This is a genomic window from Arthrobacter sp. 05N429 (genome assembly GCF_056397045.1).
In genome coordinates, this window is record NZ_JBFTMQ010000017.1 from 1 (window position 1) to 22,408 (window position 22,408).

A 22,408-nucleotide genomic window follows, 5' to 3' on the forward strand; every position below is an offset into this window, starting at 1 on the left:
TCTCGATCCCGGTGATGCCGCCGGGGGTGCCGGTGGTGCGTTCGACGAGGGCGTCGGCCATGAGCTGGCCGCGGGTCCGGGGGTCCCCGGCGGAACGCAGGGAGTCGGCGTGCCGGGTGAGGGCCGCGTGCATCGCCACACCGGCGGCGGCGGGGAGCAAGGCCGTCAGGTAGCACATGGTGTCCGGGGCCGGGCGGAGGCTGACGTTCCGTTCGGTGGCGGCGTGGGCGGCACGCTGGGTGACCGACCGCGGGTCGCGCCGGTAGGCTGCCGCCCTAGCTGCGGCGATGATGGCCCGGTCCCCGGCGCCGTCGAAGGTCCCGGCGTCAGCGGCCAGCTCCTCGTCCACCGCGGCACGGTCGGCGGCGGACAGGCAGGCAGTCTCGCGGACCAGAAGCGTCGCGCGCCATTCGTTGAGCTTTCCTTTTTCCAGCGCGGCCAGGGTGCGAGGCATCTCCGTAACAAGCGCCTTGGCCAGGCCCAGGAGCCTGCTGCCCTTGGCCGGTGATTCCCGCCGTGCCAGGGCGACCTGCGCGCCCACGCCGGCGCCGAGCTGCTCGGCAGGCATCCCGGCGTCGGCCTGTTCACGGCGCTGCAGCAGGTCAAAGGCGACGGACAGACGTGCCTGACGGGCAGCCAGGGCAGACTTTCGGTCTTCGAGGGCCCGGATTTCTGCAATCAGCCCTGCACTCCCGCCCGCAGGCCGTGCAGCCGCGTGCGACCGGGCCACCTCCGTGGCCGTCACGCCTGCCGGCTGAAATGCGTCGGGCCCAAGATTGCCGTCCATGGAATCAGGCTATCGGTCACCTGCGACAATTTTCGGCTGTCCTCATGCCCCGCTGGTCTCTGACTGTCGGGACTCCGCGTCGACGCTTCTTGTTTCTTGAATCGCGCCATTCCAACGGGACTATCCGGCAGGCCGCGAGCGAAACCGCCAAGCAACAATCAGCAGGACCAAGCCAACCGGGACAAGGCCAGGACGATTTCCCAGCTGGGGCGGTTGAACGCACTTCCTCAGAAGACACCGAATGGCTTCTAGACCCGGAGTCTAGGCTTCGCCGGCGATAACTTGCGCAGCGGAGCCGCGGCCGGGCGAATCAACTGTTCTGCAGGTCCGAGTGGTGTTCTGCGACCACGTTGGGGTGGGCCCGGAGCCGGTAGCGGAGTGCATTGTCTCCATAGGTTTCGAGGATCGGGCTGTTTGTCGGATCGACGGACAGGCCGCGGGCCTTGGCCCGGAACTCCGGGCTCACGGCAAGCTGCGGCATGGTCGCATCCAGCGCCGGGTTGAAGAAGAACGGAAGGGAAACCCGGTCAGTGCCGCGCAAAGGCGAGATCACCCGGTGCAGCGTCGCTTTGAGGTAGCCGTTCGTAGCCAGTTCGAGCATTTCGCCGATATTGACGACGAACGTTCCGGGCACCTGGGGGGCGTCGATCCATTGCCCCTGGTACTCAACCTGGAGTCCGCCCTTCCCTGGCTCCACGAGCAGCAGTGTCAGGACCCCGCCGTCGCGGTGCGAGCCCACGCCCTGTTTGGGCTCCGGGTTGGACTCCCCCGGATACCGAACAATCTTGAGCAGTGGGAAGGCCCGTGCGGCAAAGGCCGCATCGAAGGTGTCTTCCGGCGCGCCCAGGGAGACCGCCAGTGCCCGCAGGAGCGTCAGCGAGATGGTACTCAGCCGTTCGGTCCATTCGGAGACAATCTCCCGCATTTCGGGCAGGGCGTCCGGCCACAGATTGGGTCCTTCCAGACGCCAGTAGTCAGCGACGCCGGGACCCGGCTCCACGGCCGAACGCTCGACGCCAATGTCGATCTGTTCCCGCCAGTCAACCGCACCGTCCGTGAGCTCACCGCCGACCCTGGTGTAGCCACGGAACTGCGGGCTGTGGACGTTCTCGACCGCGAGCTTTTGCTCTTCGGGCAGCTCGAAGAAGCGTCGGGACACATCGAGCATGGAATCCGTCAGCTCCTGTGGGATCCCGTGACCGGACAGGTAGAGGAAACCCACCTCGTGCATGGCGTCGCGTAGGTCGTTCCGGAACCGGGTGGCTTCCTCCGGGCCGGCACTCAGGCGGGAGAAGTCCAGGACGGGCAATGATTCGAGTGGCAATCTAATAGTCCTTTTCAATGAACTTGGCAAGCCGGGGACCGTATTTGCTTCAATGTTACGGAGCCAGTCGCGCGGGGCGGCATTCATATGTCGAATTAAGACATTCGACCGACGCGTTCACCGCGCGATCCCTGCAGTCGTCCGGACCGACCTGCCGACCGAACGGTGCGTTTGGCCGGAGCGCCGGGCACGTCGACGAATGACATACTCGGCCACCGCGAGGTTGATCACCCAAGCCGCCGCCATAAGCAGGGCCCGGGCCACCTCGCCGGGCGTGCCCACGAGGAGCAGCCAGCCGGAGATGACAAGGGCCTGGGTTCCGGCGCCGACGCCGATGGCATAGCCGCGCGTCATCCACTCGCCGTGCCGGACGAAATCCCGGCGCCGGATCGCGACGATCCCGAGGATGAGGCTGACGAGCATTGCCGAGCCGAAGAACAGCCGGATGGGGACGTCGGTGGTTCCATCCGGGAGCGCGTAGAACGCCGACATCCACAGACCGGAGAGCGCTGCGAGCAGACCGGAGGGAATGAGGACACTTCCGGCGATGCGGTGCCAGCCGCTCCTGCCCCGCAAGCCGGGCAGGAACTGCAATGCGCCGAGCAGGCTGTAGATGGTGACGCTGACAATGTGGACCACTATGGGGACCGGCGAGGCAAAGAACCGCGCGTTCTGCGGCGTGATGGCAGCACCCCCGGTCAACTCCGTCAGCCGCGCCGCCCCGGCAATCACAGGAATGAGGCTCAGGAGAATCAAGGCGGCCGGCACGGGCCACTGCGGCCTGGGACGCCTAACGGCATGGAGGGCGACACTGGGTTTTGTACTCATAAGCCAGTCCTCAATTCTTTGGGTGTACGGCGTACACCGGTGAGAATCACCGTAGGTGTACGGGGTACACTTGTCAATAGGAGACCGCTAGGGAAAGGTTGTCGGGATGACTCAGCAGCTGGAGGCCACCCGCCGCACGCCCTTGAACCGGGACCGGGTGCTGCGGGCCGCCGTTGCACTCGCTGATGAAGTGGGCTTTGAGTCGCTCAGCATGCGCAGGCTCGCCGAAGAGCTGGGCGTGGTGCCAATGGCGCTCTACAAGCACGTAGCAAACAAGGAAGAACTTCTTGACGGGATGGTCGCCACCCTCATCGGCGAGATCGACCCCCCGGCGACCGATGCCGACTGGAGGAGCGCCGTCCGCTTGCGGGTACTCTCTGCGAGGCGGGCGCTGCAGCGGCACCCGTGGGCCCGTCAGGCAGTTGAATCCCGCACCAACAAGACGCCTCCCGTCCTCGACTACATGGAATCATTCACGGGCATGTTCCTGGCCGGCGGCTTCTCGGCCGACCTTACGCACCACGTGATGCATGCCATCGGCGGCCGCATGTGGGGCTTCACCCAGGAGCTGTTCGACGACCCGGCGGGAACGACGGCGGAGTCCCCTCCAGACGTGTCGCCGGAAGCCCAGGCCGCGATGCTCCAGCAGATGGCCGCTCGGTACCCGAACATCGTGGCGATCGCCACCTCGACGCCCCACGATAAAGGTTCGGCCGTCGGGCACGGCTGCGACGACCAGTTCGAGTTCGAGTTTGCCCTTGATCTGCTCCTGGACGGCTTTGAGCGGCTGCACGAGCAGGGCTGGTCATCGCTGCGGGCGAAGCATGACCGCGTCGAGGCCGCAGACCAGCAAGGCGAGCCCTTGCCTGAATAGGGACTTCGGAGGAGGATGTGCGCACACTCCAGGAGGCCTTTCATGACCACGCTTGGCAAATTCGAGAAGTACCTGATCGAGGAATTCTTCGACGATTACCGCGCCGGTGCCATGAGCCAGCGCACATTCACGCGCCGGGTAGCTTTTATCACCGGCAGCATGGCCGCGGCGTCGACCGCGATGTTGCTGGTGGGCTGCACGCCGGAGGAAGTCCCGCGGAGCACCGATCCCATGCCCACCCCTGGCACCTCGTCGTCGGCCGCGGGAAACGGCACCGCTTCCGCCGGCCCGGTGGCGGGGGCCAAGAGCCCCCTCTCTGTTCCCGAGGGCGCTCCAGGCCTCGCGACGGAAACGGTGACATTCCCGGCCGGCGGAACAGACATCAGCGCCTACCTCGCCCGGCCGGAGTCGGGCGCCCCCGGCCCGGCCGTCCTGATCTGCCACGAGAACCGCGGCCTGACCCCGCACATCGAGGATGTGGCACGCCGCTTTGCCAAGGCCGGCTACGCGGCCCTGGCGCTGGATCTGCTGAGCAGGGAAGGTGGCACGGCCGCGATGGACCGCGACGCCGTACCCGGAGCGCTGACGGCGGCCGGCGCCCAACGCCATGTCGCGGACTTCTCCGCGGCTTTCGACTACCTGCAGTCCAGGGACTACGTCGACAGCGGCCGGATCGCCATGACCGGATACTGCTTCGGCGGGGGGATCACCTGGCAGGCCGCGACGGAACTTGCCGGCCTGAAGGCGACCGCGGCGTTCTACGGGCCCTCCCCCGACCTGGAAAAGGTTCCAGCGATCAAACCGGCGGTCTTCGGCGTCTACGCCGAACTGGATCAACGGATCACCGGTGCCCTGCCCGCGCTGCGGGATGCCCTGGCCGCCACGGACGTCCGCCACCAGCTCACGGTCTATCCCGGCGTCGACCACGCGTTCCACAACGACACCGGACCGCGTTACGTCGAGGCCCAGGCCACCGCCGCCTGGAACGACACGCTGGCCTGGTTTTCCCGGTACGTCTGAGCGTGCTCTGACGGCACGTTGCTCGTTGACGGGGAGTCAAAGCGGCGGTTCCGGCTCAAGGCACCGGACGGAACGGGCGTACCGGCTAAGGGTGCGCTCCGTTTCCGTACCACTGCAGGACCCGCAGCGCCCTCAGTGTGTTCCAGCGGCTCGGCTGGCCGTCACCGTCTTCCAGCTCGAAGTGGATTTGCCCGGGATGCGTGTTTTCCAGCGGCCAAACGCCGTTCGGCTGTTGCTTGGATCGGAGCAGCTCGATTGCCTCGGCCAACCGCGGGTCGGGCGGACCACCTGCGGACCGGAAGTAATCCAGGGCACGGAGCACGTCGTAGTGCCAGCGGGTGGGAAAGGTGAACTCCAGCCAGGCCGGGTCGATAACTTCGCCCGTGCTCTTGCGCCGGAACAGCCTCCGTTCGAGCAGATACTCCTCGCCCCGCCGCCGGGCAGCGATGGATTCCGCGGAGCCGCCGGTTGCCTGCTCGTGCGCCAGCAGCCCCTCCAGCACGTTGATCGTCGTCGCGAGCGATGAAACCACTGCGCCGTGCTCTGCCCAGCAGTTCCACCCGCCGTCGTCGAGCTGCTCGCTGACAAGCCGGGCAACCACGCCGTCGACATCCTGGCCGAAGTAGGCTCCCAGCCCGACGGTCATGCCGTTGATGCAAGGCTCGACCTCGCCGCTGAAATAGGGCTGCCCGCCCTCCTCCCAACGGCAGTTGTCACGCACCAGCGCCACGGTCCGGCGCATCTGGTCGCTCGCCGGGTCGACGCCGAAGTCACGCAGCTGCAGGAGGCTGTACGTGGTGGCGGTCCAAGGCTGGCTCCCGTCGTCGGGCGCGTCGTCGGGCGCGTCATGCCCGCCGGATTCTGTCTGGCTGTCCGGATCCGCAATGTCCCCGGGGGGACCCCCGTCGCGCGCCGGGAAGTACGCGCCGCCGGCCCATTGGCCGTCCTCGCCGCGCAACGCCAGCAGCCGGGCGCCCCACCCCTCGACGGACACCCTTGCACGCTCTGCGGCGACGACGTCGGCCGGTGCGCCGGCTAGATCCCGGAGCGCTTGCCATCGGATGGAGGGATCAGAGTCCAGCAGCCAGTCCAGTACCGTCATCCGCCGATTGTAGTGCCCGCGGGGTTCCGGTCACAGGGTCCTGGCCGGCATGAGCCCTAGCCTTCGCAATCAACGCAGTAGGCGTGACCGTTCTTCTCGCGCGCTATCTGGGAGCGGTGCCGGACCAGGAAACAGGAGTAACAGGTAAATTCGTCGTTCGCTTGCGGGATAACCTGGACGGTCAGCTCCTCGGCAACGATTTCCCCGCCCGGGACCATCGCACCGTCCAGCGAATCCGCCTCATCCAACTCACGCACCACGCTGCGGGCGTCGGGGGCGTTCGCAGACTGCAGGGCCTCCAGGGACCTGTCCTGCGATTCCTTGACGTCGGAACGAACTTCATCGTAATCGGTTGCCACGGGGGTGATTCTCTCTTCTTCGGATTGCTCGGATAGGTATTCAACAGACAGGACTGCTCCAGTATTCCCTCCCCGCGATGAACTTCGGGTCAAGACCCTGTGTGGGAACGCCGCCCGGTCGACGTTGACATCCCTTTCATTTGTACAATCGATAGAGTTAAGCTTCGATTGGCAAAGTTTCTTGGGGGAAATTATGAACAAAGCGCAAAGGCGCGCGCATGTGGAGCCGCCTTGCCGGGAGTGCGGCTCGAGGGTCATTCCGATCTGGAAGGACGAACGCCCCATTACTTCCAGCCAGCCCGACTGGCGTGTGAGTGCCCGGCAATGCAGCCGCGAGACGTGTGGCTTCAACAATTCCGGGAGCTGGCCCGAATCCTGACGTGCCGCCGTCGGGCAACAGCCCTGCAATGATGGGTCCGTGACTATCGCAAAATCGGTCGTGCTGTTCGCCCTCGCCGCCGCAGCCGAGATCGGCGGGGCCTGGCTGGTCTGGCAATCGGTCCGTGAAGGCAAAGACTGGTGGTGGGCCGGACTGGGCGTCCTTGCACTGGGGGCATACGGCTTTGTTGCGACCCTCCAGCCGGATGCACACTTCGGGCGCATCCTGGCCGCCTACGGCGGTGTGTTCGTGGCCGGCTCGCTCGCGTGGGGAATGATCTTCGACGGGTTCCGGCCCGACCGTTGGGACATCGTTGGCGCGGTCATCTGCCTGCTCGGCGTTGCCGTGATCATGTTCGCCCCCCGCCCCGGAAGTTGAGCTCCACCCTCGGCGCACAATTGCCTGAATACATCCACGGCTGTACTTTTGTTGCATGGAGCCCCTCACGCACGCGCCGGTGCTGGCGCGGTTTGGCTACGCCGTGTCCGACCCGACCCGGGCACGGATTCTGCTGGCCCTTGCCCAGGGACCGGCCTATCCCTCAGACCTCGCCGATTCCCTCGAAGTCTCCCGGCAGAGCATGTCCAACCATCTGACCTGCCTGCGGGGCTGCGGCCTGGTGGTTGCGGTTCCGGATGGCCGGCGGAACCGGTACGAGCTGGCCGACGCGCGGCTGGGCCACGCCATCGGTGACCTGCTCGGCGTCGTCCTCGCCGTTGACCCCGCCTGCTGCGCACCCGACGGGACGTGCCTGGCATGACGGCGCTTCGGCTGGAGACGAAGCCGGCCCGGCACGCCGTCCTGAGCCGGCGCATCCGGCTGCTCGCCGCCGCGACCATCAGCTACAACGTCATTGAAGCCGTCGCCGCCCTCTGGGCCGGCGGCGTCGCCGACTCCTCCGCGCTCATCGGCTTCGGCTTGGATTCGGTGATCGAGGTGGCGTCCGCCGTTGCACTGTCGTGGCAGTTCTCTGCCAAGGATCCGGAACGGCGCGAACACCTCACCCTTCGGATCATCGCGATCTCCTTCTTCGCCCTCGCCGTCTTTGTCACCATAGACTCTGTTACATCACTCGCCGGCGGAGGTGAGGCCAGTCACTCGACGCCGGGCATCATCATTGCGGCGCTCAGCCTGGCCATCATGCCCGTGCTGTCCTGGGTGCAGCGCCGGGCCGGGCGGGAGCTCGGCTCACGGACGGCCGTGGCCGACTCCAAACAGACCCTGCTCTGCACTTACCTCTCCGGGGTGCTGCTGATCGGCCTCGTGCTGAACAGCACGCTGGGCTGGTGGTGGGCGGACGCCGGCGCGGCGCTGGTCATTGCCGTGATCGCAGTCCGCGAAGGCATCAACGCCTGGAAGGGAGATGTCTGCTGTGCCGTGCCCCATCCGCTGGATGCAGCGGAGCCGGACGACGACGGCGACTGTTGCGGCGACTGCGCTTCCCCTGCCGCACTCTCACTTCCGAACGAACCCGACACCCACAGCGACCAGGAAAGCAGTCCGCACTGATGACACAGACCACGTTAGAACCCACCCCGGCCCCGAGTGACCCAGCGAAAAAGGTGCGCCTTGTTCTCTGGATCCTGATGGGGGTTATCGTCGCGGCCGGCCTCGTCTGGTACGCGGTCTTCTCCTTGAACAAGCCCGCCCCGGCGGCCCCGCAGCCGGCGGCCAATGCGCAACTGGTCCGTGAGGACAGCCACCGGCTGACCTCCCCCGCCGTCGAGAAGGCTCAGCTGGTCGAGTTCCTGGACTTCGAATGCGAATCCTGCCGCGCCGCCCATCCGCTCGTCGAGGAATTGGAGGAGGAGTACGGCGACCGCATCACCTTCGTGAACCGCTACTTCCCCCTCCCCGGCCACCGGAACTCGGGGACTGCCGCTTTGGCCGTTGAAGCTTCCGCGCAGCAGGGCAAGTACCAAGAGATGACGGCGAAGCTGTTCGAAACCCAGACCGAGTGGGGCGGAAAGCAGGATTCCCAGGCACCCGTGTTCCGCAGCTACGCGCAGGAACTGGGACTGGACCTGGCCAGGTATGACGCCGCCGTGGCAGATGAAAAGACCAGGGAACGGATCCGGAAGGACGTCGTGGACGGCACAGCGCTGGGTGTCAAGGGCACGCCCACGTTCTTCCTGAATGGCAAGAAGCTGGTGCTGAACACGGAGGCGGAGTTCCGCCAGATGCTCACCGACGCCGCCAGGTAGGCGCTGTTAGAACGCGGGAACCGTGAACCCGACACCGAGCAGGCCGCGGCCCGCCTGTTCCAGGATCGGATCCCTACTCAGGGTGGGGTGGTTGAGCAAAACGTTGACGTCGCGCTGGATCCGCTGAAGGGGATGCGAAAGCCGCTGGGCACTCCCTCCCGATCCCGTCATCACAAGCCGGACCGCCTCCGCCGACGCCTCCCCGCTGAGCGCGAGGGAGAGCCGATGCTGGGCGCGCTCCTCGTCCGTCAGCATTGAAGGCCGACGTTGGTGCGAGGCAGAGACAACCCGGACGGCTTCTTCCCAGTGCAGCCTCGCGGTGACCACCAGCCCGTAAGCCTGCGCGAAGCGGGCCTGCGCGAGCGGCGAATCCGCCTGGCGGCCCTCCAAGGTGTTCTTTACCTTGCGCACCCGCATCTGCTCGCGGAACAATTCGACGGCGTGCTCGGCAGCACCCAGGGTGGCGGAGGGTGCCACCAGGTTCAGCAGCGCGGCCATGGGGGTATGGATGATGGGATCCCGATGGATACGGCTGCCGGGGTTGTCCGCCGCGCCGAGAAGGGCCCAGTCCAGCGTTCGGCGCTCCGGGACAAACAACTTCTCCGCCCGGATGTCGTTGCTGCCCGTCCCCCTCAGGCCGGCGGTGTGCCAGACGTCCAGCACTTCGACGTCGGAAATCGGGACAAGGCACTGCAATCTCGTTTTGTCGTGCTGCGCAGCCAGGAGGGCCCACCCGGAATGCATCACGCCTGAGGCGAAGCTCCACATACCCGAAATGACGTAACCGCCCGGGACTTTCTCCGCCACCCCCACCGGTGCCCCGGTGGCAGCCGCCAGAGGAATTGGCCCGTCCGCGAAGACTTCATCCTGGACCTCCTGTGGCCACCGTGCCAGCATCCAGACGTGCTCGATCAGGTGCCCAACGGTCCAGGCGGTGGAGGCGCAGCCCCGGGCAAGCCGGCGGACGACCTGCGCGTACGTCTCCACGCCCATGCCATATCCGCCGACAGCCTTCGGAGAAAGCAGGTGGAAGGCCCCGGCATCCTTCAGCTCCGCCAGGGTGGATTCGGGAATTCGGCGAATGCGCTCCGTTTCCTCTGCCCGCTCCCTCAGCCGGGCAGTGAGCGCGTCAATCCGGCCCAGCATGTCGTCGTGGGTGGGGAGGTCGGCGGCCGGCGCCGCACTGCCCATGGCCGTTGCGCCGAAGGCCCGGAGCTCGCCGGTGCGGGCTTCGGGCCTGGGCCCGACGGCGTCCGGGAGGTCGAGGGTGTGGCCGGTATGGTCGCGTTTCGCAGTCAGGTACCGGTGGTTGGCCTGGGACAAGTGCACTCCGGTGGGGAGCTGTTCGGTGACGTCGATGCCGAGGGCGGTGAGCTGGGCCGCCTTGTCCGGATTGTTGCTGAGCAGGCGGACTCGCGTGACGCCGAGGGCGCCAAGCATTTGTGCTGCGGCGGCGTATTCCCGCTCGTCCTCGCCATGGCCGAGGGCAAGGTTCGCCTCGTAGGTGTCCAGGCCGGCGTCCTGGAGGGCATAGGCGTCGAGTTTTGCGTAGAGGCCGATGCCGCGGCCTTCTTGGCGGAGGTAGAGCAGGAACCCTCCGGCGGCGGATATCTGCTCAACGGCCTCCCGCAACTGTGGCCCGCAATCGCAGCGCTCGCTGCCGAACACGTCGCCGGTAAGGCATTCACTGTGGAGGCGGACAAGCGGCGCCTGCCCCTCCGCGTCGTGATGCAACAGCGTTTGCTCCCATTCGCCCAATGCGAGCAATAGGTGTTCCTTGCCGTCGGCCAGGCCGCGGAAGGTCAGCACCTCGGCGGTGGCGGCATAGCCGTCCGGAAAGCGCAACGGGACAGTCACCTGGCTGCGTACTGTCGCCGGGGCGGCGCCAAGCGCCGGCGCGACGGTCCCGGACCACACGGTCACGACAGGTCCAGCAGGGGCAAGGGCATGTTTCGTCCAATCGCAAAATTACTTGAAGATTCAAGTTCAGGGTAGTGGCGGGATGTGTCCGATGCAAGTGATGTGACGCGGTTAAAGCGGGTGCCGCGCGGCGGGTTGGCGGCATGGCAGGCGGCTTGCATGGCCTCGCCGTCGGGCTTGCCAATGCCCTATTGCAGGGATGCAGTCAGGCGTGCCAGGTTGTCGAACACTTTTTGGGACACTGGCCGGCGGAGCCAGTCCTCGAGTTGCAGCTCCAGGCTGTTGGCCCGGTACTGGTCTTCGACCTCACGAATCGAGTCCACAAAACCGCGCCCATGCACCAGTACGGAGACTTCCATGTTGAGGCTGAAGGACCGGACATCCATGTTGCTGGACCCAATCACCGCCACCTCCTCATCGATGGTGAAGTGCTTCGAGTGCAGTACCTGCGGGGCCCGGTACAAGTAGATCCTGACGCCGGCGCGGAGCAGCGCCTCGTAGTAGGAACGCTGCGCGTGGTACACCAAGCTCTGGTCACCGACCTCGGACACAAAGAGATCGACGCGGAGGCCCCGCGCTGCGGCCGTGACAATAGCCATCAGGATGGATTCGTCCGGCACAAAGTAGGGACTCGTGATGCTGACACGGCGTTCGGCTTTGTGGATGAGCGTGGTGTAAAGCTTCAGGTTGTTGTCGTTGTCAAAGCTGGGACCGCTGGGCAGGACCTGCGCATCTACGAGCACAGAACCCTGGCTGTGGACGATCGAACCGTACTCCAACGGCAGGATGATGTCCGTTTCGCTGTACCAGTCCGTCGCGAACACCGCATCCAGCTCGCGGACAGCTGGCCCTTCGAGGCGCATCATCAGCTCGTGCCACCTGAGCCCGCGTTTCAGGTTGCTCTTCTTGTTGTAGCTGGCGTCGATCAGGTTCTGGGATCCGGTGAATCCAACGCGGCCATCGACGACGACGATCTTCCGGTGATTGCGCAGGTCCGGCCGCTGCCACTCGCCCCGCCACGGCCGCACGGGCAGCATCGGGTGGTATTCCGCCCCCACGTCCTGAAGGTACTTGATGGTTTCCTTCCGGGCCGGGAACATGAGGCCCGCCAAGTGATCAGAGAGCACCCGCACGTCAACGCCGCGTTCCCGGGCCCGGGCCAGCGCCTGTAAAAACGGTTCCGTGGTCGGATCGAGGGCAAGAATGTAGAACTCAACGTGTACATAGCTGACCGCCTCGTCGATCTCCGCGATCATGGCATCGAAGGTGCCGTTGTAGTCGGGCAGGAGCTCGGCGCTGTTGCCCGAAACCATGGGCAGCGCCCCCAGGTTGCTGTTCAACGTCACTGCCGAATGCAACCACGCCGGCCAGTCATGTCCGTTGCTGATGAGCGGGCTCCCCTTCGTCCGCGCCAGGACCAGTTCATTGACCTCACGTTGCTTGTCCCGGCGGACTTTGGGCAGTTTCGCGTACCCCACAAAGAAAAATGCGATGGCACCGAGTAACGGTATGAAAATAATGGCGAGCACCCAGGCGATTGCCGAGGAAGGGCGTCGATTCACCGACACAAGGACAGCCGCGACGGCCACGAGGAAGATATGGACCGCCAGCAGGAGTGCAGCGACAGCCTCGGGATCCTGGAAGAATCCGCGCACGGTTACCTAAGGCCCTTCGACGCTGCACACGTCAGACCAGCACCCGGCTCTTGATTCTTTCAAACTCGTCTGCGTTGATGGTTCCTGCGTCCAAGAGCGCCTTGGCCCGGGAAATCTCCTCGCTGGGGCTCGCGGCGGCCACGGTGCGGATGTAGGAATCGGCGTCGTCCTGGTCCCGCCGGGCGCGTGCCATTGAGCGCTCGGCCATTCCATCACCGCGGGCGGCCAGGTACACCAACAGCGTCACGAAGGGCAGGAAGCAGAGGAACAAGATCCAGACGGCCTTCCACCAGCCGCTCAGGCCGTGATCGCGAAAGAGGTCGCCGATGATCGCGAATATCCCAAACAGGTAGGCAACGAAGACACTCGCGGTGAAGAACCACCAGAAGATGTCCCAAAAGTTCTCCCAGAAACTCATCTGGCTGCCCTGCTTTCCACTATTGCGGCGCCGCTAGCGGACGCGGCTGCGGGTACGACCATTGTTGGCGTCAAACCAGGCCTGGTCCTCATCCGCTGCGGGTGAAATCCTTACGGTACTCCCCGACCGGTCAAGTTCAGACGATTCCGCGTTCGGCGGCCGTCTTGAGGGCATCGCGCCGACCGGCTGCGCCGAGTTTGCGGTAGATGGACCGCTCATGCGTCTTGACCGTATTGACGGAAATGTACAAGGCATCGGCGATCTCGGCCGCGGTCATCACTGAGCGCATGTAGGCCAGGACTTCACGCTCGCGGTCTGTAAGGGTCCAATAGGAGCGGGTGCGGAGGTGCGGCTGACCTTCAGCGTGGCGTGCCATCCGGGCCGCGATGAACGATTCATGGCTGGTACCCCATACCGCGTGCCTAATCAGCAGGTCCGCCAGTTCGTCCCTCCTCTCGGTGAAGGGGCGCAGGACTGACTGAGGTTCGGCCCGAAAAACCGCGTGTTCTATCCGCTCGTGGACTTGGGCCTCATCCCCGGCCTCTTGCGCAAGCAGGGCCTCGGTCAGACTCATACTGGTGTCCAGGTAACGGTTTCGGTGCCGATCAGTCAGCGCCTTAGCGCAGAGCTCGGCGACGCCGGCTTCCCCTCCACGACGCAGGAGTTCTGCCAGGAGCACGTCCACCAAGGGGGCATGCCCGCCAGCCCCCAAAGGGGCGACCATCGTCAACGCGCCATCCAGGTCCCCGTTGGCTTCAGCAATCTTTGCCCTGGCGATGGTGTGGAAATCCGCCCAGGACATTCCATAGAGTCCTTGGTCGTGGACCGCCTCCAAGGCCGCGCTGGATTCGGCGAGATGGGTTTGATCGCCAGTGGCGCAGTCGACCAGGACCTTGTAGACGATGCTGAGCGGGCCGATGGGGAATAACTTGCTGCCAAGGCGCTGGGCCTTTGCGAGATGGGCCCTGGCACCGTTCAACTCGTCTCTCCAATAGCAGGCGATTCCCCATGCCAGCCAGGCTGCCGCCATTTGATCCTGCGCACCCGGTCCCAACCCGTCAGCCCGCTCAAACGCCTGCGTCGCCAAGGCGACCGCCGTCTCAAGGTCGCCGCCTACCGCGAATGCCAGCGCGAGGTCTGCTGTGGAGCCAACTTCCAACACCCCCCACTGGTTGGCCGCGCCTTCGGCCAGCTGGAGAAGTACTGCCGCTTGGTCCCCGATGCGGTGCATCCTGAACTCGGCTTGGGCAAGAAGGAACAGGCCTGACGAGGTGGCGGGACGCACCTCCACGGCCTCGTCGGCACGCGACCGGCCGTCGGCGGCCGGGGTGTGCACATCAGGCCTTGCGCTGGCAGGAAACGGCTGCAAGAGGGCCCGGCACTTGTCGAACTTCCGTCTGCGCACATCATCCAGGACCGAGGTGCGCGACAGCGCACGCTGGGCGAGTTCAGTGGCAGCACCGCCATCACCGTCAAGGGCCCGGCAGACGGAAAGGACCATGAGGATCTCGGGATCTTCGTTCCACGGGGCCGGCATGTCCCGGCACACTTGCTCGAGGGCGTAGGCGCCGCTGCACAGCAAGAACTGGAGCCAGTGCTCTCCGAGAGAAGCGACAGCCTGCTTTGGCGCATTGCCTTGCAGGGCATGGGTCACGCACTCACACACGTCGCTGTCCTGGAAATAGCGCGCCGCTGTCCGGTGGAGGCGTTCGGCCAGAAGCGGGTCCCTCCGCTCCAATATTCGACGGCACTGAGCTGCGAACAGGGGGTGCCAACGGTATGTGGATTCCCCGGCGTGGAGTTCGTACTCTTCAATAAAAAGCCCATCGCGCAGGCATGCCTCGAGCAACATGCCGCCGTCGGGCAGGCCATGAAGCTCGACGGCGAGCCGGCGGCCAAGCCAGTCGCAGGTGGTGGCGCGAAGGACGAAGTCCGCCAGTGGCGAATCCAGCTGGTCAAGGACTTCCTCCGCGATGTAATCAGAGAGTGGTACGTGCACGGGCACGATATCCGCCATCACGCCGGGCACATTGCCCCCTTGAGAGGGCGTGCTGAGACCGGCGTGGACAGCAACCGGCCATCCGCCAGTCAGTTGCCAGAGCGGCCCGGCGTCGAAGTCCGCCTCGTGTCCGAGCAGGGTGGCGAGATCGGCGATTTCGCCCCGTGTGAACGCGAGTTCGGCGGCACCTATCTCGCCAAGGCCTTCGCCGTACCGTAGCCGCTCCAACTGGATCGAGGGATGCCCCCGCCCGGCTAGGACAAGCCGCAGGGCGGGCGGGGCCGAGGAAGCGAGCACACCGACCACTCCGTTGGCCAGTTCCGGCCCGGCCAGATGGAGGTCGTCAATGACCAGGACAATCGGCTCCGTGAGTTGCTCCAGAGCCGTCAGCAGCAGGTCATAGGAAGCAGCGCGGTCCGGGGCGAGGCCCTGGTCAAGCGCCATCAGGACATCATTGCCGGGCAGGGAAACCTGTCCGGCAGCAGCCTGAACCGCCCCGACCACACCGTGGAAGAGCCGTGCCGGCTGGGTATCGAAACGGTCCAGAGACAGCCAGGCGCACTGGAGATCGCTTTTCCGGACCCAATCGCCCAAGAGGGTCGATTTGCCGTAGCCGGCCGGGGCTGCGACCAGCGTCAGCCGGTGAGCATCAGCTGCCGCCGTCAAAGCGTTTTCAAGACGCGGGCGCTCTAGTGGACCCAAGCCGCGCAGAGGAGGCCGGAATTTGAATTGGGGACCAGAAGCCCACTCGGAATTTTGCGGCTCTCCCACGTAATTGATGGTAGGCAAGTGCAAGGGCGTGCAATAGGGTCCTATGGTCCTTGTCCTTGCACTCCTGCGCAAAACGCTTCGGCCATTAAATACCGTTCCCGCAGCCCCCGCCCGGGAGTTTCTGCGCGGGGTAACATCAGTCATGGCCACTAGGAAGGGCAGCCGCAAGCCTCCGGTTTTTGTCCGTCAACTGGACCGAACCACCAGGTGGCACGTCTTTTTGGTCGCAGCACTCCGGCTCGCTGCGTTCCTCGCACTGCTCGTCCTCCTCTACACCACTGTCCCCATCGGTGGTTTCGACGAGGACAATCCTTCGGCGGCATGGATCCGCCTGCTGGCAATTCTGCTCGTATTCTTAAGCGCTTTGGCGCTGCAATTGCGAATGATCATTGCGGCAGAGGTACCCCAGGTCCGTGCGGCCGAAGCCGTCGTCGAGACGGTCCTGATGTTCCTGTTTCTCTTTGCATTCCTTTACACCTCGATGTCCACCACGGACCCTTTGGCGTTTACCGAGCCCCTGAGCAGGATGGATGCCCTCTACTTCACCACCGTCACGTTCGCCACCGTCGGATTTGGAGACATCACCCCCGTGAGCCAGCTCGCGCGGGCAGTCGTCACAGTACAGATGATTGCCGGCCTGGGTGCACTCGTCCTGGTCGCCAAGGTTGCCTTCTTCGCGGCGGGCCGGCGGCTGAGCCATCCCTGAACCGTGGCCTTGGCCGCGCGGCCCACAATGCACGCTCCCCCGTCTGCGCGGTCCTGCACTTTAGCCACGCGCGGACGCTCACCCGAAAGGGGTGATTATGCTTCGCCGGAACCCTCGGCGCGGACAACTTCCGTGGAAAGGCCCGGGGATGGACGTGCAGGCGCCCGCCGCTCCCTCCAAAAACGTGCCTGCGGGCAGGCGCGCAGATCAATGCGCCGACCACCTGTAGTTCCTCCGCCGGACAACAGATCACCCCGGGCGGGTGGGGCCGGGCGGGTGGGGCCAGAGAACAATAGGGATTGTCACGACTGAAGGACTGCACGACGCGCGGACAGGAGTTCCAGATGAAAATCGGCCCCTTGGAAGTGATCATCTGTGCGTTTCCGAAACCGGCCATCGACGCAAGCGTGGTCAAGGCGTTCAGCGAAACGGTCAAATCGGGAGCTATTGCACTCGCGGATCTGGTCCTGGTCAGCAGAGATCGGGCAGGCGTTGTGCACGTCCGCGACCTGCACGACGGTCTGCCCGCAGCCTGGTCCGGAATGATCCTTGATTCACGGCCCATGACGCTTCTTAGCGACGCCGACATCTCAATCGCGGCGGAGACAATCGGAAACAGCCAGATGGCGCTGGTCGCCGTCGTGGAACACCGCTGGGCGCACCGATTGTCAGAGGAAGTGCGGCGCTCGGGCGGTGTAACGGCCCTGCAGGCCAGGATCCCCGACGAAGAAGCAGTCCTGGCGCTTGAAGCCGACGGTGTGACAACAATTTGACCGGGCCCCACCCACAGAAGGAACCTCTCATGCCATTTGCCAGAGCCGGGAGGCCAGGGCTGCTCGGAACCGTTGCCCGGCCGGCCGCGCGCCAAGGCACTCCGGCCAGGGATGCTCCACCACCGGCTGCTCCCACACCGGGAAGTGGAAGAGAACTCGCGGACCAGCTGTCGCGCCTCGCCGAGTTGCGCAGCGCCGGAATGCTCACCGAGGCCGAATTCACCGCGGCGAAATCCCGGCTACTGATGTGACGCCAGCCCTGCGGCGCCAGGCACCCTAAACCGAACCCAGACGTTGGAGGTGGTTACCGTGAAGCGATCGAGCAATCCAGTCGCTGTTCACACACTGAAGGCCGGACTGCCATGACACTCCACGATGGCGCCAACAGCGCCGGCAGCCCGGAGCAGGCAGAAATCCTCAGGCTGCGCGCCGAAGTTGCCCGCCTTCAGCTCGAAAAGGACCGTGCAAGCGAGGCTGCCCTGAAGCCGCCGGGCCGCGGATCGGGGTTAGCCCGCCGGATTATCGCCGTCGTCCTGGTGGTCCTGACCGCCATTCTGGCCTTCGCCACCGTGCCGGCCCTGTACCTGCGCAGCGAAGTGCTCGACACTGACCGTTACGTGGCCACCGTCGCGCCATTGGCCTCGGACCCTGCCATTCAGGCGGAGATCTCCAACAAGGTCACCACCCAGATCACCGAAGCAGTCGACATCGAAGGCATCACCCGCGACGCGATGACCGAACTGAGCAAAGTCGCACCCCGCGTCGCCGCCGTAATCTCCGGGCTGGCACCAGCCATTGCTGAGCAGACCAAGTCGCTGATCCACACTGCCGTGTCCAGATTCGTCGCCAGTCCGCAGTTCCAGGATCTCTGGACCCAGGTCAACCGGGTAGCGCATCAGGGAATCGTTAACTTGGCTACCGGAAACACGGGCGGAACCGTGACGATCGACGAGAGCGGCACAGTCTCAATCTCCACGAAGGAAATCATCGCCCGGGTGAAGACACTCCTTGTCGAGCAAGGCGTGGACATCGCGGCCAGAATTCCGGAAGTCAACGCACAGATCACGCTGCTCCAGTCCCCCGAACTCGTCAGGGCAACGGATGCCATCAGAACCCTGGACCGGACCGCCCCCATCCTGGCGTGGATGACGGTGCTGAGCGCCATCGGAGCCATCGCGGTGGCGCCACGGGGCTGGAGGCGGCGTACGACGAGCCGTGTCGGGTTGGGGATAGCGATAGCCATGGCTCTCCTGGCCCTCGCGCTCACCATCGGCCTGGACATCTTCCTCGGCTCAATCCCGTCTGCCACCGTCTCCCCCGCGGCGGCCCAAAGCCTCGTGGATACCCTCCTGGTGCCGCTCCGGACCGGCGTGCGGTTTGTCTTCGTTGTGGGTTTGCTGATGGCCATCGCCGCTTTCCTGACCGGCCATTCGCGCCCGGCCGAGTCCGTCCGGCAAGGACTGGCACGGGCCGGCGACTACGTGACCGGCAAGGTGGGCGCCGGGCAGCCCAGGCCTTGGCAGCACTGGTTGGCCCGTTACCGCCGGATCCTGGAGGCCGCCGTCATCGGCGTCGCCATTCTCGTTCTCATCCTCTGGCAGTATCCGACGGCGGCCGTCGCCATCTGGACGGCCGTCCTAGCCGGACTGGCGATCCTCGTGATCGAGTTGCTGTGCCGGCCTGCCGTCGCCGCTGAACATGCCGGAGCGCCTGTGCCGGGCAGCCCGTCCAGTGTGCCTGTGACGGCCGAGCCCCCTGAGGTATCGAATCCGACGCTCCCTCTGCCCTAAGCCGGAAATCACAACGCAGAGGTGCGCATGACCCCATCAGGTCATGCGCACCTGTGCGTGCCGTTAGCCGGCTCGGTTGGTTTCAATCGGATGCGTCAGTCGCGGCGATCGCGGCGGTCGTCGCGGCGGTCACCGCGGTCGTCCCTTCGGTCTTCACGGCGGTCGCCGCGACGGTTAATCCCGTGGGCGACCACAATGGCCCCGCCTACGGCGGCGGCGGTCCTGCGCCTGCGTCGTGCTGCCAGTGGCATGTCAGGCTCCTTCCTTTATTCCTTCGGGCGTTTGGGCTTCGGCGTCGGCGTCGGCCTGGAAGGCGGCGATGACGGCCTGGGTGGGGATCCGGCCGCTGGCCACGAGTTGGCCGCCGGCCTTGCGGACGGCCGCGCCGAACGGGGCAGCCCACTGGTTCTCCCAGACGAGGACGGCGGCGGAGTGGCCGGGCGCGATCGTCTCGGCCAGATCCATGACGTCCTGTTCAGAGAGCACCATGGCCAGTTCGGCCTCGGCCATGCGCACCTCGCCGAGCTGGCTCTCGTCGAGGTCGGAGATCTCCGCCGTTTCGAGTGTGCCGTCCTCGGTCTTCCTCAGGAAAACCATGTCGAGGACCCTGATGAGCTCACGCTTGACCAAGTCGTCCAGGAACGGGGCGATCTGGCCTTCACCGAAGTTGGGCCCGGGAAACTCCACGACGAGCCAGTCAACCGGCCCCAGTTCATCCAATGAATCAGCCATGCTGATAACCTCCGTTTTCTGATTGGGTTCAGTGCGGCCCGACGGACCGCCGCATTCCCATCCTGTGCTCCCGGTGCGGCGTGGCGCCTCATCCGCGCCGAGTGACCTCATGCACGGGTCTGGTGCTCCACTTCTCCGGCAACGGACGGCGTACTGCGGCGGGCCGCCCTCAGGTGATGTCTTTTGCTGCCGCTGCGCTAGGGAGCTGTGGGCGCAAACGGGTACAGTTCCTGACCTCCGCCGTGCACAACGACGCACGTGGCTTCCGGTATCTCCTGCCATGCCCCGCGGAGATCCCCCAGCGGTTCGGACACCACCAACCGCGCATCGTCCGCGAGCTCGTGGAGTATGGGGTTGTCCGGGTACTGGGCGCGGAGCGTTGCGATGTCGGCGCTGTGGAAAAGTGACCGGGAGTTGCGCTCGCTGGAGTAGCGGAACGCCCAGGTGGTGTCGCCGTCGGTAGTTGCTACGGTCATCTGGATCGGATGCTCGATGCCGTGGCGCCGACCGGCGTCTTCGATGAATCCCACCGCCTCAGCGACTGCCGCGCGGGGGTCCCGTTCCAGGCCGAAGGTCAGGGCGAGGTAGAAGAACATTTCCGAGTCGGTTGATCCTTCGATCTCCGGGTAGAGGCTGGGCTCGACGGCCATGGCCAAATCACGCTTCACTTTAGGAAATTCCGCGAGGACCCCGTTGTGCATCCAGAGCCACTGCCCGTGGCGGAACGGGTGGCAGTTCGTCTGCTGAACGGCTGTGCCGGTCGTGGCACGGATATGTGCGAACACGCGGCCGGACGAGGCATGCCCTGCGAGCTCGCGCAGGTTGCGGTCGTGCCAGGCAGGCTCCGTGCTGTGGAACACCCCGGGAACCGGCGCGGCACCGTACCAGCCGACGCCGAACCCGTCACCATTGGTGGTCTCGACTCCCATCTTTGCGTGTTTGCTCTGCATGACGAGGGAGTTGGCGGGTTTGTAGAGGAGGTCATCCAATCGCACGGGCGACCCTGAATACGCTAGCCAACGGCACATGTCGTCTCCTTCAGATCGGGGGCGGATTTCCAGCACGATTCCACCACCGGCACGAAGCTGGCGCATCACCTCCCGCGGGTGAATCGTCCGCGGCAGCTCCTACTGGCCAAGCACGCGTTGTTTCAGCGCGGCGAACTCCTGGGCCGTCAAGGCGCCGTCGTCCATCAAGGTCTTGGCCTGGGCGATCTGCTCGGCCGGGTTGGTTCCGGCCGTGCGACGGACATAATCGTCAAAATCCTCCTTCGCCACATCGTTCCGCGCGGCCTGCCGTAGCGACATGGACTGCCCGAAGGCAATCAAATACGCAAGGCCGCCGAGGACCGGGAGGATTAAGAGGACAAGCACCCAGACTGCCTTGCTCCACCCGGGGCGCGTGGAGTCAGAGAAAATGTCTTTGACGATGAGAAATAGCACCACCAGGTACGAAACATAAAGCAGAAACGAAATCATCAGCCAAAAGAATTCCCAGAATGTCATGCCAGTTCCTTTCAGCCGGAGTGGTTCACGGCCGACCCGCATCGTTATCGAGCGGACGTGGACACGCTTGAAGTTTCCGGAATGCCAGCGATTTCAGCAGCTCCTTGGCGCGCATGCCCGCATCTTCCCACAAATGGCCGTGCTCCGGACAGCCCCCTGCGAGGCGCTCAGGCCGGTCCTTGCGGCCTGCGCTGCGGCCGTCGCATAACCCGTATCACCCCCGGCGGGTGAGGTGAACCTTCGGCCCGAGGCCAACGATGGTCTTACCTGGCAGTATTTGGGCTGCCAGTGGACTGCCCACCCGAAAGGGGGCCTCCCATGTCGAAGTCACGACGTGTTCTGGCACGGCTGCTACCACTCGGCGCGGCGCTCATGCTGCTGGCTGGCTGCAGCCCATCCAGCCCTCCAGCAAGCACGTCCAGCCCGACGCCGACCGTCTCGGCGGTCTGCGCAGCCGCCGACGCCTTTGCGGATGCGTTGACAGGTTTCAAGGACACCCTCAAACCAGGTACCACGTTGGAGCAGGTCCGCTCCGCACGGGACCAGGTTGTGAAGACCTATAACGATCTCCTCAGCACGACAGGGTCCGCGGCCCAAGCACGGGTGGACGCCGTCAAGTCGGCTAAAGACAAATTCGCTGCCGCCGTCAACGCCATTCCCGACGACACCACCCTGACCGCAGCAGTCGACTCCCTGCGGGACGAAGCGGCAAACGTCCAGGCCGCATTGGGAGACCTCACCTCTGAGGCTCAGTGCTAGGTTGCATGTTTCTCTGACCGGCAGGTGGCCTCAATCCAACTTGCCGCAGCGTTCGCGGACAATGCCACATCAATCGAAAGTAGGGAAACCAAAATGAGTTTCTGGGAAAGCTTCTGGGACATCTTCTGGTGGTTTTTCATCGTGTACGCATTCTTCGCCTTCCTGTACGCGTTGTTCATCGTCATTTCCGACGTCTTCCGCGACAAAGACCTGAACGGCTGGTGGAAGGCCGTCTGGATCATTTTCCTGGCGTTCGTGCCCTTCCTGACGCTGTTGGTGTACATGGTGGCGCGTGGCAAGGGCATGGCCCAGCGGTCCATGGAACGGGCCCGGCGGGACCAAGCTGAAGCCGATTCCTATATCCGAAGCGTCGCAAGCGCGAGCCCCACCGAGGAAATCGCCAAAGCGAAGGCCCTTCTCGATGCGGGAACCATCACTCCCGACGAGTTCCAACGGATCAAGGCAAGTGTCACAAGCTAACTCCGGAAAGCGCCCCAAGAGGT

At 65.0% G+C, this 22,408-nt stretch carries 24 protein-coding genes; 12 read left to right on the top strand and 12 right to left on the bottom strand.

The window, feature by feature from the left end:
• From AC1DF4_RS18195 to AC1DF4_RS18205, 3 genes are all read right to left on the bottom strand, one after another.
• On the bottom strand, window positions 1–787 hold a 787-nt coding region (locus tag AC1DF4_RS18195; protein ID WP_476914183.1), incomplete at its 3' end, for a DUF222 domain-containing protein.
• A gap of 310 nt (window positions 788–1,097) precedes the next feature.
• Window positions 1,098–2,111: an isopenicillin N synthase family dioxygenase gene (locus AC1DF4_RS18200; protein ID WP_476914184.1), complete on the bottom strand. Its 1,014-nt coding sequence runs from the start codon at window positions 2,109–2,111 to the stop codon at window positions 1,098–1,100.
• Window positions 2,112–2,228: 117 nt separating this feature from the next.
• Window positions 2,229–2,939, bottom strand: coding sequence for a DUF2306 domain-containing protein (locus tag AC1DF4_RS18205; protein ID WP_476914185.1), 711 nt, complete (start codon window positions 2,937–2,939; stop codon window positions 2,229–2,231).
• A 106-nt stretch (window positions 2,940–3,045) separates the two neighbouring features.
• Here AC1DF4_RS18205 and AC1DF4_RS18210 point away from each other — a divergent pair, with 106 nt between their 5' ends.
• Both AC1DF4_RS18210 and AC1DF4_RS18215 read left to right on the top strand, forming a co-directional pair.
• Window positions 3,046–3,813, top strand: coding sequence for a TetR/AcrR family transcriptional regulator (locus AC1DF4_RS18210; RefSeq protein WP_476914186.1), 768 nt, complete (start codon window positions 3,046–3,048; stop codon window positions 3,811–3,813).
• Window positions 3,814–3,855: 42 nt separating this feature from the next.
• Window positions 3,856–4,833, top strand: coding sequence for a dienelactone hydrolase family protein (locus tag AC1DF4_RS18215; protein ID WP_476914187.1), 978 nt, complete (start codon window positions 3,856–3,858; stop codon window positions 4,831–4,833).
• An 85-nt stretch (window positions 4,834–4,918) separates the two neighbouring features.
• On the opposite strand, the gene AC1DF4_RS18220 is transcribed toward AC1DF4_RS18215, so the two are convergent.
• Window positions 4,919–5,935 carry a hypothetical protein gene (locus AC1DF4_RS18220; RefSeq protein ID WP_476914188.1) on the bottom strand — a complete coding sequence of 339 codons (1,017 nt, stop codon included), beginning with the start codon at window positions 5,933–5,935 and terminating at the stop codon, window positions 4,919–4,921.
• A gap of 56 nt (window positions 5,936–5,991) precedes the next feature.
• A complete protein-coding gene (locus AC1DF4_RS18225) occupies window positions 5,992–6,294 on the bottom strand; it encodes a DUF4193 domain-containing protein (protein ID WP_476914189.1) in 303 nt (100 codons plus the stop codon).
• Between the two features lie 418 nt (window positions 6,295–6,712).
• Here AC1DF4_RS18225 and AC1DF4_RS18230 point away from each other — a divergent pair, with 418 nt between their 5' ends.
• From AC1DF4_RS18230 to AC1DF4_RS18245, 4 genes are read left to right on the top strand one after another with little or no spacing between them, the layout of a single operon-like run.
• Complete coding sequence (locus tag AC1DF4_RS18230) at window positions 6,713–7,051, top strand: YnfA family protein (protein ID WP_476914190.1); 339 nt, start codon at window positions 6,713–6,715, stop codon at window positions 7,049–7,051.
• A gap of 55 nt (window positions 7,052–7,106) precedes the next feature.
• A complete protein-coding gene (locus AC1DF4_RS18235; RefSeq protein WP_476914191.1) occupies window positions 7,107–7,433 on the top strand; it encodes an ArsR/SmtB family transcription factor in 327 nt (108 codons plus the stop codon).
• A complete protein-coding gene (locus AC1DF4_RS18240) occupies window positions 7,430–8,182 on the top strand; it encodes a cation diffusion facilitator family transporter (RefSeq protein WP_476914192.1) in 753 nt (250 codons plus the stop codon). The genes AC1DF4_RS18235 and AC1DF4_RS18240 overlap by 4 nt, the downstream gene beginning before the upstream one ends.
• The gene (locus AC1DF4_RS18245) at window positions 8,182–8,877 is read left to right on the top strand and encodes a DsbA family protein (protein WP_476914193.1); all 696 of its coding nucleotides are present in this window, start codon (window positions 8,182–8,184) and stop codon (window positions 8,875–8,877) included. The genes AC1DF4_RS18240 and AC1DF4_RS18245 overlap by 1 nt, the downstream gene beginning before the upstream one ends.
• Before the next feature lie 6 nt (window positions 8,878–8,883).
• On the opposite strand, the gene ribA is transcribed toward AC1DF4_RS18245, so the two are convergent.
• From ribA to AC1DF4_RS18265, 4 genes are all read right to left on the bottom strand, one after another.
• The gene (gene ribA / locus AC1DF4_RS18250; protein WP_476914194.1) at window positions 8,884–10,800 is read right to left on the bottom strand and encodes a GTP cyclohydrolase II RibA; all 1,917 of its coding nucleotides are present in this window, start codon (window positions 10,798–10,800) and stop codon (window positions 8,884–8,886) included.
• 185 nt (window positions 10,801–10,985) lie between these two features.
• Entirely contained in the window at window positions 10,986–12,452 is a 1,467-nt protein-coding gene (gene cls / locus AC1DF4_RS18255; RefSeq protein WP_441403950.1) for a cardiolipin synthase, read from the bottom strand.
• Window positions 12,453–12,483: 31 nt separating this feature from the next.
• Entirely contained in the window at window positions 12,484–12,870 is a 387-nt protein-coding gene (locus tag AC1DF4_RS18260) for an SHOCT domain-containing protein (protein ID WP_476914195.1), read from the bottom strand.
• A 136-nt stretch (window positions 12,871–13,006) separates the two neighbouring features.
• Entirely contained in the window at window positions 13,007–15,535 is a 2,529-nt protein-coding gene (locus tag AC1DF4_RS18265; RefSeq protein ID WP_476914196.1) for a helix-turn-helix transcriptional regulator, read from the bottom strand.
• A 325-nt stretch (window positions 15,536–15,860) separates the two neighbouring features.
• Between AC1DF4_RS18265 and AC1DF4_RS18270 the strand changes: the two genes are divergently transcribed.
• From AC1DF4_RS18270 to AC1DF4_RS18285, 4 genes are all read left to right on the top strand, one after another.
• Window positions 15,861–16,346, top strand: a complete 486-nt coding sequence (locus tag AC1DF4_RS18270) for a potassium channel family protein (RefSeq protein ID WP_476914197.1) — start codon at window positions 15,861–15,863, stop codon at window positions 16,344–16,346.
• Between the two features lie 344 nt (window positions 16,347–16,690).
• Window positions 16,691–17,119 (top strand): DUF6325 family protein, encoded by a 429-nt coding sequence (locus AC1DF4_RS18275; RefSeq protein ID WP_441403946.1) that lies wholly within the window; start codon window positions 16,691–16,693, stop codon window positions 17,117–17,119.
• Between the two features lie 29 nt (window positions 17,120–17,148).
• On the top strand, window positions 17,149–17,370 hold the full coding sequence (locus tag AC1DF4_RS18280; RefSeq protein WP_476914198.1) for an SHOCT domain-containing protein: 222 nt from the start codon (window positions 17,149–17,151) through the stop codon (window positions 17,368–17,370).
• A 111-nt stretch (window positions 17,371–17,481) separates the two neighbouring features.
• A complete protein-coding gene (locus AC1DF4_RS18285) occupies window positions 17,482–18,909 on the top strand; it encodes a hypothetical protein (protein WP_476914199.1) in 1,428 nt (475 codons plus the stop codon).
• 252 nt (window positions 18,910–19,161) lie between these two features.
• Here AC1DF4_RS18285 and AC1DF4_RS18290 read toward each other — a convergent pair whose 3' ends face one another.
• The 3 genes from AC1DF4_RS18290 to AC1DF4_RS18300 form a co-directional block, all read right to left on the bottom strand.
• The gene (locus AC1DF4_RS18290; RefSeq protein WP_476914200.1) at window positions 19,162–19,641 is read right to left on the bottom strand and encodes a DUF6325 family protein; all 480 of its coding nucleotides are present in this window, start codon (window positions 19,639–19,641) and stop codon (window positions 19,162–19,164) included.
• 197 nt (window positions 19,642–19,838) lie between these two features.
• Window positions 19,839–20,669, bottom strand: a complete 831-nt coding sequence (locus AC1DF4_RS18295; RefSeq protein ID WP_441403942.1) for a class II glutamine amidotransferase — start codon at window positions 20,667–20,669, stop codon at window positions 19,839–19,841.
• Window positions 20,670–20,768: 99 nt separating this feature from the next.
• A complete protein-coding gene (locus AC1DF4_RS18300; RefSeq protein WP_476914201.1) occupies window positions 20,769–21,146 on the bottom strand; it encodes a PLDc N-terminal domain-containing protein in 378 nt (125 codons plus the stop codon).
• Between the two features lie 318 nt (window positions 21,147–21,464).
• Between AC1DF4_RS18300 and AC1DF4_RS18305 the strand changes: the two genes are divergently transcribed.
• Both AC1DF4_RS18305 and AC1DF4_RS18310 read left to right on the top strand, forming a co-directional pair.
• Window positions 21,465–21,905: a hypothetical protein gene (locus tag AC1DF4_RS18305; RefSeq protein WP_476914202.1), complete on the top strand. Its 441-nt coding sequence runs from the start codon at window positions 21,465–21,467 to the stop codon at window positions 21,903–21,905.
• A gap of 93 nt (window positions 21,906–21,998) precedes the next feature.
• Window positions 21,999–22,385 (top strand): SHOCT domain-containing protein, encoded by a 387-nt coding sequence (locus AC1DF4_RS18310; protein ID WP_476914203.1) that lies wholly within the window; start codon window positions 21,999–22,001, stop codon window positions 22,383–22,385.
• Window positions 22,386–22,408 lie beyond the last annotated feature (23 nt).